Annotated in this window: 16 protein-coding genes and 1 pseudogene; 16 read left to right on the forward strand and 1 reads right to left on the reverse strand. The window is 46.5% G+C overall.

Going from position 1 to position 15,953, the window contains the following annotated elements:
* A pseudogene (locus H6F76_RS19385) lies at positions 1 to 227 on the forward strand (IS630 family transposase); the annotation flags it as partial.
* Positions 228 to 780: 553 nt separating this feature from the next.
* On the opposite strand, the gene H6F76_RS19390 reads toward H6F76_RS19385, so the two are convergent.
* The gene (locus H6F76_RS19390; protein ID WP_190510750.1) at positions 781 to 1,056 is read right to left on the reverse strand and encodes a hypothetical protein; all 276 of its coding nucleotides are present in this window, start codon (positions 1,054 to 1,056) and stop codon (positions 781 to 783) included.
* A 59-nt stretch (positions 1,057 to 1,115) separates the two neighbouring features.
* Between H6F76_RS19390 and H6F76_RS19395 the strand changes: the two genes are divergently transcribed.
* The 15 genes from H6F76_RS19395 (at position 1,116) to H6F76_RS19460 (ending at position 15,897) form a co-directional block, all read left to right on the forward strand.
* Complete coding sequence (locus H6F76_RS19395; RefSeq protein WP_190510916.1) at positions 1,116 to 7,079, forward strand: AAA family ATPase; 5,964 nt, start codon at positions 1,116 to 1,118, stop codon at positions 7,077 to 7,079.
* 21 nt (positions 7,080 to 7,100) lie between these two features.
* Positions 7,101 to 7,730, forward strand: coding sequence for a response regulator (locus H6F76_RS19400; RefSeq protein ID WP_190510919.1), 630 nt, complete (start codon positions 7,101 to 7,103; stop codon positions 7,728 to 7,730).
* A gap of 360 nt (positions 7,731 to 8,090) precedes the next feature.
* Complete coding sequence (locus tag H6F76_RS19405) at positions 8,091 to 8,357, forward strand: DsbA family protein (RefSeq protein ID WP_190510751.1); 267 nt, start codon at positions 8,091 to 8,093, stop codon at positions 8,355 to 8,357.
* Between the two features lie 56 nt (positions 8,358 to 8,413).
* Complete coding sequence (locus tag H6F76_RS31565; protein WP_347276073.1) at positions 8,414 to 8,689, forward strand: ATP-binding protein; 276 nt, start codon at positions 8,414 to 8,416, stop codon at positions 8,687 to 8,689.
* Positions 8,686 to 8,844, forward strand: a complete 159-nt coding sequence (locus H6F76_RS19415) for a hypothetical protein (RefSeq protein ID WP_190510753.1) — start codon at positions 8,686 to 8,688, stop codon at positions 8,842 to 8,844. Before H6F76_RS31565 ends, H6F76_RS19415 begins: the two co-directional genes overlap by 4 nt.
* A 58-nt stretch (positions 8,845 to 8,902) precedes the next feature.
* Positions 8,903 to 9,079 carry an isochorismatase family protein gene (locus H6F76_RS31570; protein ID WP_347276074.1) on the forward strand — a complete coding sequence of 59 codons (177 nt, stop codon included), beginning with the start codon at positions 8,903 to 8,905 and terminating at the stop codon, positions 9,077 to 9,079.
* 175 nt (positions 9,080 to 9,254) lie between these two features.
* Positions 9,255 to 10,076, forward strand: coding sequence for an alpha/beta hydrolase (locus tag H6F76_RS19425; RefSeq protein WP_199322233.1), 822 nt, complete (start codon positions 9,255 to 9,257; stop codon positions 10,074 to 10,076).
* A gap of 89 nt (positions 10,077 to 10,165) precedes the next feature.
* Entirely contained in the window at positions 10,166 to 10,879 is a 714-nt protein-coding gene (locus H6F76_RS19430) for an alpha/beta hydrolase (RefSeq protein ID WP_190510755.1), read from the forward strand.
* Positions 10,880 to 10,933: 54 nt separating this feature from the next.
* Positions 10,934 to 12,511, forward strand: a complete 1,578-nt coding sequence (locus H6F76_RS19435) for a GMC family oxidoreductase N-terminal domain-containing protein (RefSeq protein ID WP_190510757.1) — start codon at positions 10,934 to 10,936, stop codon at positions 12,509 to 12,511.
* Between the two features lie 78 nt (positions 12,512 to 12,589).
* Positions 12,590 to 13,027 (forward strand): cupin domain-containing protein, encoded by a 438-nt coding sequence (locus H6F76_RS19440; protein ID WP_190510760.1) that lies wholly within the window; start codon positions 12,590 to 12,592, stop codon positions 13,025 to 13,027.
* A gap of 41 nt (positions 13,028 to 13,068) precedes the next feature.
* On the forward strand, positions 13,069 to 13,191 hold the full coding sequence (locus tag H6F76_RS31110; protein WP_277881253.1) for a hypothetical protein: 123 nt from the start codon (positions 13,069 to 13,071) through the stop codon (positions 13,189 to 13,191).
* A 54-nt stretch (positions 13,192 to 13,245) separates the two neighbouring features.
* On the forward strand, positions 13,246 to 13,896 hold the full coding sequence (locus H6F76_RS19445; RefSeq protein WP_190510762.1) for an MOSC domain-containing protein: 651 nt from the start codon (positions 13,246 to 13,248) through the stop codon (positions 13,894 to 13,896).
* Positions 13,897 to 13,924: 28 nt separating this feature from the next.
* On the forward strand, positions 13,925 to 14,401 hold the full coding sequence (locus H6F76_RS19450) for a DUF981 family protein (protein WP_199322234.1): 477 nt from the start codon (positions 13,925 to 13,927) through the stop codon (positions 14,399 to 14,401).
* A gap of 142 nt (positions 14,402 to 14,543) precedes the next feature.
* The gene (locus tag H6F76_RS19455; RefSeq protein WP_190510764.1) at positions 14,544 to 15,452 is read left to right on the forward strand and encodes a dioxygenase; all 909 of its coding nucleotides are present in this window, start codon (positions 14,544 to 14,546) and stop codon (positions 15,450 to 15,452) included.
* Positions 15,433 to 15,897, forward strand: a complete 465-nt coding sequence (locus H6F76_RS19460; protein ID WP_190510766.1) for a lipocalin-like domain-containing protein — start codon at positions 15,433 to 15,435, stop codon at positions 15,895 to 15,897. Before H6F76_RS19455 ends, H6F76_RS19460 begins: the two co-directional genes overlap by 20 nt.
* The last annotated feature ends 56 nt before the right edge of the window (positions 15,898 to 15,953 follow it).

Below are 15,953 nucleotides of genomic sequence, written 5' to 3' on the forward strand. Positions count from 1 at the left end.
CACCGAACATCCTTCTGCTGTTCCAGCCGTCGCACGCGCCAGAGACCAACCCCATCGAGCGAGTCTGGCAGCATTTCAAGTTGGGGTTGCGATGGCAACTGCCGAAGAACTTGGATGAGTTGCGCTTGTCGATGCGCTCAAAGCTGGAAGAGATGACCCAAGCGGTGATTGCTTCGCTCGTAGGCTGGAACTTCATTCGGGAAGCACTATCCGTAGCCGATATTTAAAGAATTGGTATAAATTCACTCTCGGTTGGAATTGGATTCGCCTTGCCATCACCCACCAATGGAAGATACAGGTTTATCAGTGCCTCTCAGGTCTGCCTGACCCTCAACCTGCCATCGCCTCCAAACGACAACAGAATGATTCCTGCAAGCGTGAATTTACCGTCCTCAGTCGCTTTCCAGCTTCTTAGTTTTGTCAGCCACGCAGGTAAAAGGAGCCAAACAAGGGGACAGTTTGTCTCAAGCCAAGTTTATCGAAGCCATCTTTGGAATTACTGCCTAAGCGAATGCAAACGATCGGTATCGTTTGTTCTTAAAAAGTTTTTGCGACCCAACCAAGAAAAGCTGGTTTCCAAAGAACATTACTAACAGATGTGGCAACAATATAGTCAAGGTGTACAAGCTTGCACTCCAATCAAGTTAGACTACTTGGCTGGTCGAAGTGCCTTTGAGAACAGTTATAGCCGGAAAAATGTTACGTTGGTGCTGATTTTGGGTAGCCCATATGTGGCGCAGATTTACAGAGAGCAGAGTAAGGACAAAGTTAGAGCTTATGTTAGCTAAACAGCAAAAATAGTTTGCTGGAGAGAGCAAGAGCAGAAATGGAGCAGAGGAAAATAGGAAGAAAGCCAGTTGAAATTGTAAAACATCGCATTGGAAGATAGCCAAATTGGATGAGCAATTGTTCTACGATCAGTTCCATTGTTAGCGATCGCCACACCACAACCTCAAATTCAGCTTCAATCTGCCGCACTAGCTTGGCTGCCAAGTTACTTTTACCAATGCCATCGACGATAAAGACTGGAAGAATACCCTGAGTGATTGCTACCACTGAATGAGTGCGGTAAATTGCTAGATGCAAGGCATGAGTTTATGCAGAGGGTTCAAATGATGATTGCCCTACCTGGAGTCGCCGTCCACAGCAAAATCTATGAGAGTTCCGTGTCTCTAGTGTACCGCGGCATTAGAGCGCACGATAATCGTGCAGTCGTCGTCAAACTGCTCAAGCAGAATTATCCTTCTCCTCAAGAACTAACGCGCTACAAACAGGAATACCAGATTACTCGCTCCCTTAATTTAGAAGGCGTAATCAAGGCACATAGCCAACAGGAGTATCAACGCACACTCGTCATTTTTTTAGAGGATTTTGGTGGAGAATCTCTCGAAAAGTGGATGCAGCAACGTCCAGACTTTTCTCCAATGTCCTTATCTGCATTTCTGCAGCTAGCGATCGACCTCACTGACATTCTCGGCAGAATCCAGGCTGCTGGGGTTATTCATAAGGATATAAATCCTGGCAACATTGTCCTTAACTTAGAAACGGGCGTTGTTAAAATCATTGACTTTGGCATTGCCACCCGATTTAACCGCACCAATCCGTTATTCAAAAGTCCTCATGGTTTGGAAGGTACACTCGCCTATCTCTCTCCAGAGCAAACCGGACGCATGAACCGCTTGCTGGACTACCGCACCGATTTTTACTCGCTGGGTGTCACCTTCTACGAACTGCTGACTGGACAACTGCCGTTTCCTACCACAGACATCCTAGAGCTAGTTCATTGCCATATTGCTAAACAGCCTGTTCCAATGCATGAACTGAATGCAGCAATCCCTAAAGCTGTCTCAGACATTGTGATGAAATTGATGGCAAAAAATGCAGAAGATCGCTATCGAAGTGCTTGGGGCATCAAAGCAGATTTAGAACATTGTGCAGCACAACTGACAAAAACAAGTCAAATTGGCAGTATCCAACTGGGTTTACAAGATGTTTCTGATCAGTTTCACATTCCCCAAAAGTTGTATGGACGTGAAGCAGAAATTGCAGCATTGTTGGCAGCGTTCGACAGAATAGCTGGAATGAGGGATGCAGAAAACTCTTCTCTCAAAGTCGAGATGATGTTGATCTTTGGCTATGCTGGAGTTGGCAAATCAGCTTTAGTGCAGGAACTCTACAAGCCCATCACTGTTAAGTGTGGCTATTTCATCTCTGGTAAGTTTGACCAATTTGGGCGCAACATTCCCTACAGTGCAGTTGTGGATGCCCTACAAAAGTTGGTGCAGCAACTACTTGGAGAACCAGACGCGCAGTTGCAACAGTGGCGATCGCACCTACTTACTGCATTAGGTAGCAACGGACAACTGATCATTGATGTCATTCCGGAAGTAGAGTTAATTATTGGTAAGCAAACACCTGTGCCAGAGGTTGGGGCAACAGAAGCACAGAATCGCTTCAATCGCGTTTTTCAGCAGTTTATACGAGTATTCTGCTCTAAAGAACATCCGTTGGTAATCTTCCTGGATGATTTGCAGTGGATTGACTCTGCTACGTTGAAGTTAATCGAACTGATACTATTGGATGATCAAGCTCAACACCTACTTTTGATCGGAGCTTATCGAGATCATGAAGTAGATTTAACCCACCCACTCGCATTGATGTTGAAGCAATTACGGAAGCAAGGAGTAATATTTCAGAAAATTGCCTTAAACTCTTTAACGCTAGAGCCATTGAATCAGTTAATTGCTGATTCAATGCAACAGCATCTAGGCACGGTTCGTTCCTTAGCTCAGCTAGTGTTGTGTAAAACGGCAGGTAATCCCTTTTTTGTGGGCGAATTTTTACGATCGTTGCACAGCGAAAATTTGTTGCACTTTAATACCGAGCAACGAACCTGGCAGTGGGACATCACTCAGATTGAAGCTCAGAATATTACCGATAATGTTGTGGAGTTGTTGCTGAGTAAGTTAAAGAAACTACCAGAGGTGACACAGCAAATTCTGCAATTAGCCGCTTGCATCGGGGCTGAATTTGATTTGGAGACGTTGGCGATCGTATGTGGGCAGTCCCCTACAACCGTTTTTCAGAACTTATTAACAGCGATACAAGCGGGATTTATTCAACCTATCTCTGGATTAGACGAAGACTTGTTAGTTCAGGACTATAAGTTCTTGCACGATCGCGTTCAGCAAGCCGCTTATGCTCTACTCGATGAGTCGCAGAAACAAGGCGTACATCTGCAAATCGGTCGTAATTTACTTGAAAAGACGTTGCCAGAGCAGCGAGCAGAGCGGTTATTTGAAATTGTTGACCATCTGAATTGTGGAACTGAGTTAATCATTGAGCAAGCTAAACGGAATGAGATTGCCAAACTGAATTTGCAAGCAGGTCAGAAAGCGCTGGCAGCGACGGCTTATGAAGCAGCTTTCAAGTATTTCAATACAGGGCTTAAATTACTTGATGTGGACAGTTGGCAGTGTGAGTATGACCTAACTTTGGCGTTGCATTCAGAGGCAGCAGAGGCAGCATACCTCAGTGGTCACTTTGACGAGATGGAGCGGCTTGTAGAAGCAGTGCTTAACCGTGCGAAGACTGTGCTAGACACAGTGAAAGTTTACGATAGTAGGATTCAAGCATGGATGTCGCGGGGAAACTCTAAAGAAGCTCTGAAAACTGGCTTGGAAGTGCTGCAACTTTTAGGAATTCGTTTGGTGGAAGCTCCAAGTCAATTAGATGTTCAAGCAGAATTAGAGGAAACCGCGTCACAATTGGCTGGGTGGGAAATCGAAGATTTGATTGATCTGCCAGAGATGACTGAACCTGTACCACTGGCAGCAATCTACATTTTAGCCAGCACACTGGGTTCGGCTTATAGTGTGTCACCCGCTCTGCTAGTGCTGATTGTGTGTAAGATGGTGAATTTATCAATCGCCTATGGAAACGCGATGTGGTCGCTGCTTGGTTATGCTGCCTATGGCATGACGCTATGTGGAGTTGTACAAGACTTTGAATTGGGCTATCGATTTGGCAAATTATCCTTAAATTTAGCGAAACGATCAAATAACAAGAGAGGCAGCTTTAAAGCATTGCTGATGGTAAATTCTAGTATCATTTACCGGAAAGCCCACCTTAAAGAGACGCTTCCTAGTTTAGCTGAAGCTTATCAAAGCGGTATAGAAAGTGGAGAGTTTGAATATGCGAGTTATTGTGCAGTTAACGTATGTTACTACCCCTTTTTTGCAGGACAAGAACTGACAGAACTGGAACAAAAAACAGCAATTTATCGTAAAGCCACTCATCAAATTAGACGAGAGATTCCTGCCACCTATCTGGCAATGTTGCAACAAACAATCCTTAATCTGCGAGGTCAATCTGAAAATCCAAGTCGCTTAGTGGGTTGTCTCTATGACGAAGAGCAAGCACTATCATGGACGATCGCGGTCAAGGATGGAACTAGCCTTCACTGGTTTTACTTAAATAAGCTGATTCTATGCTATCTGTTCGGGGAGTATGAGCAAGCTGCAAAAACGGCTACTTTGGCAGAACCGTATTTAAGTGCAGCCACAGGATTAATCTCTGTTGCTATATTTTATTTCTATGACTCCCTAATAGTTCTGAGCTTGTTAGCAAATGCTTCAAACTCTGAAAAAGAAGTCTGGTTAAGTCGCGTCAACGCTAACCAGGAGAAGATGCAAAAATGGGCATACCACGCCCCCATGAACTTTTTGCATAAATTTCAGTTGGTTGAGGCAGAGAAAGCGCGAGTTTCGGGTCAGTTTTTTGAAGCAGAGGGGTTTTATGAACAAGCCATTCAACGTGCTAAAGAAAATGAGTATCTTCAAGAAGAAGCCTTGAGCTATGAGTTAGCTGCCAAACATTACCTGGCTCGTGGTCGAGAAAGGTTTGCTCAGCTCTATATGAAGGAGTCCCATTACTGCTATGAGCGGTGGGGAGCAACTGCAAAAGTCAAAGATTTAGAGACTCGCTATCCCCAGTTTTTTCCTCAATCATCGAGTGTTGCTGATACGTCAATTCGCACTACTGCTGGAACCACTTCAAATACCTCACATATTGCTTTGGATTTAGCAACGGTGATGAAAGCAGCTCAGGCAATTTCGAGTGAAATTGAACTGGAGCAGTTGCTCAGTTCTTTGATGCAGCTCCTAATCGAGAATGCGGGTGCACAAACTGGTTGTCTACTTTTGGAAAGTTTAGGCGAATGGAGAATCGAAGCGTCTTGTGAACTGGCTGATGGTGAGCAGGTCTGTATGACGCAAGTGCTGCAATCAGTTCCAATGGCAACTCGTGTACCCGAATCCGTTATTCAGTACGTGATCCGGACTCATGAAGCTGTAATTCTGAATGATGCAACTCGTGAGGGGAATTTCATCAATGATCCTTACATTCAACATAACCAAACTCAATCGCTTCTCTGTTTGTCGCTGCTGAATCAAAGTAAGCTCGTTGGTGTGTTGTATCTGGAGAATCAATTAGCAACTGGGGCGTTTACACCAGAGCGATTGCAACTCTTACATCTACTATCGACTCAAGCAGCCATTGCGATCGAGAATGCCAAACTCTACTCAAAGCTACGCGCCAGCGAAAGTCGAATCACTCAATTCCTCGAAGCAATTCCAGTGGGAATTAGCATATTAGATGCCGTAGGTCGCCCTTACTACATGAATCAGCGAGGGATTCAATTAGTGGGCAAAGGAAGTGATCCGTCTGTAGCTCTAGATCAGCTTACACAGGTTTATCAGGTTTATCTGGCAGGAACAAAGCAACCCTATCCTACTGAGAGGTTGCCATCTATTCGAGCATTGAGTGGCGAACGGACAACAGCTAACGATTTAGAAATTCATCAAAATAACGCAGTCATTCCCGTTGAGGTGTGGGGCACTCCCGTGTTTGACGAACAGGGTAATGTGGCTTATGCGATCGCAGCCTTTCAAGACATTACCGAGCGTAAACAGGCAGAAAAACTGTTAGCTGATTACAATCGCACCTTAGAGCAACAAGTCGCAGAACGAACGGCAGCGTTACAAGAAAGCGAAGCAGAACTGCGTGAGCGAGAACAGCAACTTCGATTGATTACCAACGCTCTACCCGTATGCATCAGCTACGTCGATGCCGATTTGCGCTATCGGTTTGTCAACCAGACCTATGAGGACTGGTTTGGCTGTAGCCGAGACGAAATTCTCAGTAGGCACATTCGTGAGATCATTGGAGAAGCCGCTTATCAAGTTGCTCAACCTTATATTGATCAAGTTCTAGCAGGACAGCTTACACTCTACGAAGCGGAATTGCCCTATCCTTTTGGCGATCGCTATGTCAGTGGTTCTCTCATTCCTGATTTTGATGCCAATCATCAAGTTCGAGGCTACTACGGTTTAGTCACAGATGTCACCCAACAGCGAAATGCGGCTCTGCGGGAGCGTCAGCAGGAACAGAAAGCATCCATCCTCAACGAGCGCAACCGCATGGCAAGAGAAATACACGATACGCTAGCCCAAGCCTTCACAAGTATCATCATGCACACAGCCGCCGTCGCAGAGAGCGTTACAGAACTTGCCCCGCAAAATCTAGAAACACTCCAAACCTATCTGCGAACGGTAGAAGAATTAGCCAGTAGTGGACTCACTGAAGCTCGTCGCTCGGTTACTGCTCTGCGACCGAAACTGCTAGAGGAGGGGGACTTGTATTGTGCCTTGAACCGTCTCACCGCCGATATAAAATCTTCTACCAATATTCAAGTAAGCTGTGAGGTCACTGGAGCAATCTATGTGTTGTCCTCAGATGTTGAAGATAACCTGTTGCGCGTTGGACAGGAAGCGCTCACGAACGCTGTTAAACACGCTCATGCTACAGCAATTCAGGTTGAGCTGGAGTACGAGGAGACACAGTGTTTATTGCGAATCAAAGACGATGGAAGGGGATTTGACGTTAGTCAAATTTCTCTCAGTCAAGGTTTTGGGTTACTGGGCATGAGTGAACGAGTTGAGCAAATGAGGGGTGAGTTAGTCATTCAAAGCCAACCGGGTCAAGGTACAGAAGTTGTTGTTGTCGTGAGTCGGGAGTAGGTAGTCTTGCGTCAGACAAATGTGGATCAGACAACTGCGATTCGAGTTCTAATTGTGGATGATCATGTCATCTTCCAGCAAGGACTGGTTAACATCATCAACAAAGAGGCGAATATGACGGTGGTGGGTAGAGCCAGCAATGGCATCGAAGGGATCAACCTCTTTCGTCAAATGCAGCCCGATGTCACTCTAATGGACTTGCGGATGCCTCAAATGGATGGAGTAGCAGCGATCTCATCCATTTGTGCAGAATTCAATACGGCTCGCATTATTGTCTTGACTACCTATGATGGCGATGAGGAAATTTATCGTGGCTTGCGGGCAGGTGCAAAGGGCTATCTGCTGAAGGATTGTAAACCGAGTGAGCTACGAACCGCCATTCGTACTGTTCACGATGGGCAGCAATATATTCCACCGAATGTGGCTGCTAAATTGATCCAGCGAATGAGCAGTCCGGAGTTGAGCGATCGTGAGTTAGAGATACTTCGATTGGTCGCTCAGGGCATGAATAATCTGGAAATCGGTACGACTTTAAACATTAGCGAAAGCACGGTCAAATCCAACATCAGCCGAATCCTAAGCAAGCTGGGAGCGAAAGACCGCGTCCAGGCAACAATTATTGCTCTTAAACGAGGAATTGCTAGCCTTTAAGCCCTTCGTACCAACTTAAGTTTGAGAAAAAACTGAACTTAAGTCTAGGTTATGCCGATACCACAGGCTATTTATTTATGGTCATTCTGCTACTTAAATGTAGACTCTGATTTGAAGACAGCTCTAGATTTGCCTGGTATGGTAAGCCATACAGACTAACAATAGGAGTTGAAGCAAAGGAATCGAACGGTACTTTCTACACAGGAACTTATTTTCCTTCAGAGGTTTAAGAATGAATCATAATGTTTCTGCTGAAGTAATCAGCAGTAGCAACCAATTAGCTGTACTACCGTGTGAACGAGATCATCGACAAGGAGCACTAGATGCCAAAGTTGTGCTGGTTACGTATGGAGATTATCAATGACCTTAATGTGGAGAACTTTATGCTTTAATTCAAACCATTCAGAAACAGCTTTGTACACAGCAGCGTCAGAGGCAGCGTCAGCACAAGGGCAGTTCTGGCAGATGCATGAGATGTTATTGAATCATGGGCAGAAACGAGGAGATGACTACCTGGCAGAGTACGCAGACAAGTTAGGACTGAATGTGACACAGTTTGTGAGAGAGATTGCCAGAAAAGTATATATCGACTGCATCAATCAGGATATTGCAAGCGGACCCACCTAATTTGTGAGATTAGCGGCACGCCGTATGCGTTACCTCCTGAAACTGAGAATATCCTGCTGAGAATTGGGCAAGAAGCATTTACAAATGCCATTAAGTACGCTCGAGCAAACGAGATCCGGATTGATCTAGTCTACGAGTCAACATTATGCTCTTTACGAGTTAAGGATAATGGACAAGGATTTGAAGCCAATGATACAACCCTAAAACAAGGGTTTGGTTTGTTGGGCATGACCAAACGTGCAAAACGGATTGGGGGAAAACTTTCAATTCAAAGCCACTTGGGGCAGGGAACGGAAATCATTGTATCTGTGCATCGAGAGATGACAGTATGAGCCAATCCGCAGCCATTCGCGTCCTGATTGTTGATGACCATGCCATTGTGCGGCAAGGACTTGTTGCAATGATTGAAAACGAGCCGGATATGACAGTAGTGGTCAAGCAGGCAATGGACAGGAAGCCATTGACCAATATCGGCACTACAACCTGATGTCACCTTGATAGTCAATCCTCATAAAGTTTTTGGCTCGCGAAACAACGACCTGATTTTGCAACTAGGGAATCGCTCCATTAGCAAAGTGATTCTCCTGGGAATGCTGGAAAATCTCTGTGTCGAATCTCACCTGCGCGACCTGGTTGAGTATAGAGTCGAGGTTCTCGTCGTCAAGGATGCAACGGCTGCTCCTCAATATCCAGATCTAGGCGACGCTATCAGGCGGCACTGATTAACTATGAATATATTGCCAATGCGGTTCTGTCTACAAACAAGGTTGTAGCAGCAATGGCATAACGCGAAATCTCACTGGTTGCAAATTTCACCAACTCTCAAGTTTATCATGCGAACAACAAAGCCCATTTTAGGGATTTCAGCAATGTATTAGGAATACAAAGGTGATCACAATGGTGATTTTTACATGGAAAAACATTCAACGATTATTGCTGTGGCTACTCGCATTTAGTGTTGTCGTTATCGTATCGATCGTGATGCACCCAGCATCAGCCACTTCAAAGGAAATAGCCCAAGCGTCTGGCTCTAAACCGTCGATCGTTCTGGTTCATGGCACCAACGCCGACGCCACATCCTGGCAGCACGTCATTCCGCTGTTGCAAAAGAATGGTTATACCGTGACTGCTGTGCAAAATCCGCTGACTTCCCTGTCAAACGATATTGCCATGACCAAGCGGGTAATTGATGTCCAGAAGGGACCCGTTGTGGTAGTCGGTCACTCCTACGGTGGAAACGTGATTACATCTGCGGCGGCTGGCAACCCACGAGTGAAAGCATTGGTGTATATCGCTGGTTTTGCACCAGAGCCAGGCGAAAGCACTAGCGAGTTAAATAGCAGATACGCCCCTCCTCCACTCGCCAAAGCACTGATAGCTGATACAGCAGGCTTTCTCTACATCGATCGCGAGAAGTTTCACGAGGTCTTTGCTCAAGATGTATCAACATCTGAGACGCAAGTGCTGGCAGTGACGCAAAAGCCGCCTGCCAAGACGATTTTTGACCAATCCGTGGACAAAGCAGCCTGGAAAACAATTCCCTCCTGGTATCTCGTGTCTCAGGAAGATCGATCCATTAATCCTGAGCTTGAGCGATTCATGGCAAAGCGAATTGGGGCTAAAACAACTGAGCTCAAAGCTAGCCATGTCGCCTACATCTCTCATCCAAAAGAAGTTGCCAACCTGATTATTGAAGCCGCAACCTCTGCTGTGAAGTAATCGCAATCTCTAATTCTTGCCAATTGATCGCGAGCTGAGCGAAGTAGGCTCTGCGATGACCTCATCAACCAAATCAAGGAGTAACTCTTATGTCTCAAGATAAACCTTCAATTGTTCTAGTTCACGGCAGCTGGGCTGATGGTACATCCTGGCAACATGTCATTCCGCTGTTGCTACAGGATGGCTATACCGTGACCGCTGTGCAAAACCCGCTGATTTCTCTACCAGATGACATTGCCACGACCAAGCGGGTGATCGATTCCCAACCCGGACCTGTTGTTGCAGTCGGTCATTCCTACGGTGGAGCCGTAATCACAGGCGCGGCGGTTGGCAATCCGCAGGTGAAAGCATTGGTTTATCTTGCGGGTTGGGCACCAGGACCAAATGAGAGCATTAGCCAGTTAATTGGCAATGCTCCCTCCCCTCTTGTCAAAGCCATTGCCCCGGATGCAGCAGGCTTCCTTTACATCGATCGCGAGAAGTTTCACGAGGTCTTTGCTCATGACGTGTCACCCGTCGAAGCGCAGGTGATGGCAGTGACGCAAAAGCCTGCCGCCAGCATAACTTTTGACCAATCAATGGAAAGCGCAGCTTGGCAAACCATTCCCTCCTGGTATCTCTTAGCTCAAGAAGATCGGGCAATTCCCCCTGAGCTTCAACGGTTCATGGCAAGCCGAATGGGTGCTAAAACAACTGAAATCAGAGCCAGCCATGTGCCCTATATTTCTCAGCCCAGAGAGGTTGCCAACCTAATCATTGAAGCAGCAAGCTCTGTTGTGACAGTAAGCTCTGCTGTGAAGTAATTCCATCTACCTAACAACATTAATCCTCTACAGACAACAGAGGAGGAGAACGTCATGACTCACTATGACTACATTGTGATTGGTGCAGGTTCAGCAGGCTGCGTGGTCGCTAACCGTTTAACAGAAGACAGCGATACAACGGTGTTACTTCTCGAAGCGGGTAACCCAGATACGAAACCAGAGATTTTTATCCCGGCGGAATGCGTCAATCTACTCGGCACTGAGGTGGACTGGGGCTATTTTAGTGAACCCGAACCCTATCTGAATAACCGCAAAAGTTTTTCTTCTCATGGCAAAGTCTTGGGTGGCAGCAGTTCGATTAATTTCATGTTTTATGTTCGGGGCAATCATCACGATTATGACCATTGGCAGTCGTTGGGAAATCCTGGTTGGAGTTATCAGGATGTCTTGCCTTATTTCAAGAAATCGGAACACCAGCAGCGAGGCGCATCCGAATTTCACGGGGTTGATGGGGAGTTGAGCGTGACCGATCCGATTTCCCCAAACGTCGTATCCCAACGCTTTATCGACGCAGCAGTGGCACGGGGCTATGATTACAATCCTGATTTCAACGGTACACAACAGGAAGGGGTGGGGCTCTTTCAGTACACTGTCAAGGATGGCAAGCGACACAGTACTGCGGCTGCTTTCCTTGTGCCCATTCTCCAGCGTCCCAATTTGACTGTAACCACTAGTGCATTGGTGACTCGCGTGTTGTTTGAGGGAACCCGCGCCCTTGGGGTGGAATATCTGCACGAGGGAATGCTGCACCAAGTCAGGGTCAACAGGGAAGTGATTTTAAGTGCAGGTGCATTTGATTCGCCCAAGCTGCTGATGCTCTCCGGCATTGGGGATGCTGCACAATTGCAAGCATTGGGGATTTCTGTCGTCGCTGATTTACCAGGTGTCGGTCAAAACCTGCAAGACCACCTTCTCATACCTGTAGCATACCAAGCAACTCAGGATTTACACCCAGCAAGCACCAGTAGTATTGCGGAAGCTGGATTCTTTTGGCATAGCGAGGGTGATACGGAGGTCGCACCCGATTTACAGTTTCTCTTCGGTCCCAATCTGTTTGTACCCCCTGGCTATGCCCGCTCTGATTGGGCATTCTCGGGTGCAATTTCTTTAAACCGTCTGCAAAACGTTGGTAGTATCAGCTTACGTTCTTCTGATCCTAAAGAGCCACCCATGTTTCGGATGAACTATCTGCAAAGTGAAACTGATGTGCAAAAGGCAGTGGCTGCAATTAAGTTAATGCGCCAATTGTTTCACACCAGCTTTTTTGATGAGTTTCGCGGTGCAGAAATTGCTCCGGGTGATGAGGTTCAGAGTGATGAAGCCCTCGTTGCTTACATCCGAAACGCGGCTAGCACGTCGTGGCATGTCGTCGGCACTTGCAAAATGGGCACTGATTCGATGGCAGTGGTAGACCCCGAACTCCGAGTACATGGGGTTGAGGGATTGCGAGTTGTGGATGCCTCTATCATGCCGACAATCACGGCAGGCAATACAAACGCACCGACCATCATGATTGGCGAGAAGGGAGCGGATTTGATTAAAGCGGAGAGGGGCAGACGCGGTAACGTGGAGCGATCGAAAGAAACCGCCTCCACATCCCTTTCGCATTGATTCCCCGCGTCTCCGTGTCTCCATATCTCTGCGTCTCCGCGTCCTTAAAACAAATCATTTACCAATAGGGGCACTCCCATGACACAACCTCTCTGGTTTTTTGGCACCCATCTCACCATTGTTGCTGATCACACCACGACTGGCGGCAAATACGACCTGATCGAGGGCTACTTTCCACCGGGCACACAGCCTCCTCCCCATCGCCACACGCGCTATTCCGAACAACTCTATGTGCTGGAAGGGGAGTTTACAGTTTGGGCGGGTGAAAACAAGGTGGTGCTAGGTCCCGGTGAAAGTTACCTGATTTCTCCAAGCACACCGCATGTGGTTGCCGTGCTCAGCGATAAACCTGCTCGTGGGTTGGTTGTTGCTGCGCCCAGTGCCTTTGCTCGGCTGATCGCAGCAGTGGGGACAGTGGATGAGACAGAACCACCGGACATGGCGCTGTTTGGACAGATTTCTGCTGAGATTGGCGATGAATTGCTGGGTGCGCCTGGAGATCTACCCCCTGCCTGAGACAACTATGACAAAAACCATTTTGATTACAGCATCCGAACATGCCACCCAATCGGGATCTGTTGAGATACTGCGAGTTTTGTCACTGGGCAAGCGATCGCAAAGACAACTGGATACTGGGTCGTCCCGATGGTCATCCCCGATTGTCCGACCTCAATCTTTGAGAAGCCGGATCTCCGCACGCTATCAAAATGCTATCCAAAACTTTGGAGCTAAAGATGAAACTCATCTCTGTCAATGTGGGACTTCCGCGTGAAGTCACCTGGAAAGGAAAAACCGTTAGCACTGGAATCTTTAAAGAGCCAGTCAGCGGACGAGTGATAGTGCGAGCGCTCAATTTGGACGGGGATGGGCAGGCAGATCTCACCGTTCATGGCGGAGCAGATAAAGCAATTTATGTCTATCCCTTTGAACATTATGACTACTGGCAGAATGAATTGCCTGATACAGAGTTAACACCGGGTATCTTTGGTGAAAACTTCACAACTATTGGACTGAAAGAAGAAGAACTGAACATCGGCGATCGCTTTCAAATTGGCGCTGTCAAGTTGATGGTGACCCAACCTCGCCTACCTTGCTACAAACTAGGAATTCGGTTTGGGCGACCCGATATGGTAAAGCGATTTCTCGCTAGTCGTCGTACTGGATTTTATTTCCGCATTTTGCAAGAGGGCGAAGTCAGTGCTGGGGACAATCTAGAGTTGGTGAACCGGGACAACAACAACGTCAAGGTTGCTGATATCACGCACCTTTATGTGCGTGAGCAAGACAATCCAGAGCTACTTCACCGTGCTGCTCAGTTAGAAGCGTTACCCGAGAGTTGGCGTGACTACTTCCAAGAGCAAAGCCGTCGCCAGGATAAATCTTAATAAAAACCCAATATTTGCAGGAGACCTAATGTTTATCAATTACATTTCACTTGTGCTGGCTAACCTAGCATCTGGAATTACTTTGTTAGCTGGCTATCTATACTTTTCTCTTGGTACTTCAAATCAGAAACGCTGGATTCCAGGGTTTGGTGTAGTTAGTGCGGTTGCCATAGCCACTGGTTTACACATGACGTTGACCTGGTCGATTGTTGGTAGTTTCGATATTGCCTTTGGTGAAATAACGGTTCTATTTGGCATTCTATTTGTCGGAACTTCACTAACCCTAACGGTGGGTTGGGAATTATTTTCCCTTGGCATTTATGGAATCTTTGCAGGGCTTGTATTACTTCTCATTGGCTTTCGCATCATCGATCTGGGACTAACGCAGCTTCCTCTGCTGTCAGGAATTGGTTTCATTCTCGTTGGCTTGGGCGGGATTTTTCTGCGCCAACCCTTTATTTCAAGGAGACTCATTTCCTGCGAACTATTGGAGGAGTTGTACTAATTGTGGCAGCCCTCATCTTTGCCTACATTGGATTGACTACCTACTGGATACATCTTGCCAACTTCTCGATATGGCAACCTCTACCGGGCTAGTCACGGTACAACGACCATCAGTTGTGGTGCAAATGAAAAGGAGTTTAATCATGCAAAACATTACTCTTGATACCATTACTCAAGCTGTCATTGATCATGGGGATCGTGGTAAATCTCACCCACGACTGTATGAAATTTACACAAGCCTGGTTCAACATTTGCACGAGTTTGTGCGTGAGGTAAATCTGACTGAGTCAGAATTGCAGCAAGGACGTGATTTTATCAACCAGGCAAGTCATCACACTCAGGAGATTCCCACCGGAGAAATTCATCTGTTAACGGATCTACTAGGGATCTCAGAGTTGGTAGAACTACTGCACGATGTCTATCGCGGAACAGAAGGCAATTTAGAAGGACCGTTGTATGTGCCGAATGTACCAGAACGGCAGATGGGCGATCGCTTGGGTATTGATGCAGAAGGAGATATACTTTTTCTGTCAGGCAGGGTTTTAGACTTAGATGGTCAGCCGATCGCCAATGCTGTGATGGATGTTTGGCAACCCAATTCCAAGGGATTGTATGACATTCAAGATCCATCTCAGCCACCAGGAAACTTTCGGGGACGTTTCACAACAGATGCCAGTGGCAAGTATACGTTTGAAACGGTGGTACCACTCGGTTACAAGGTGCCAGCCAGTGGTCCATCTGGTGAGTTGCTAAGATTGCTAGGACGACATCCCTGGCGATCGGCTCACATTCATTTCAAAGTCAATGCCCCGAAGTATACTTCGTTGACCACTCAAATTTTTATTGCTGGCGATCCACACCTAGATTCGGATACAACCTTTTCAGTTCGATCAGCGATCATTCAATTACACAAGCACGAAGCACCAGATGAAAAGGTGCACAATCAAAGTAAACCATTTTACACAAGTGAGTTTGATTTTGTGCTGAAACCCGTTACTCCAGCGACAGATCATCAAGCAATGGCTAAACATTATGACTACATCACCAACTGAGAACAACCCACTCATTGGTATGTGGAAGTTAATCTCTGCCGCTGCTATTCATGCTGATGGAACGGTAACTCCAGATGTATATGGTACTCATCCTGTTGGTTACATTACGTATACATCAGACGGTCACATGATGGTAATGTTTTCTAGGAGCGATCGCTCAGCGCTGAGTCAGGAGATCCGAGCGCCGCTGATGTCCCAGATGCAATCTCTACCTGTTGAAGAGCTAGCTCAAGCATTCACAACATTCAATGCATATGCTGGAACTTACACACTGAGCGGAAATACAGTGACGCACCAGATCGAGATTGCATCGATTCCTAATCGGGTTGGTACAGCGTTAGTTCGTACATTTACTTTGCGTGAGAGCCAAGTGACTTTGAGAACGTTACCAGTCTTAAGTGATGATGTTGAAACAGTTTTTGAGTTGGTGTGGGAACGCATTTAATTTTTCAATGTTCATTCACGCAAATACTTCAATTTCACCTCTTTAAACAAGGAGTA

The sequence above is a fragment of the Leptolyngbya sp. FACHB-321 genome (assembly GCF_014695975.1).
Lineage (GTDB): Bacteria > Cyanobacteriota > Cyanobacteriia > Leptolyngbyales > Leptolyngbyaceae > Stenomitos.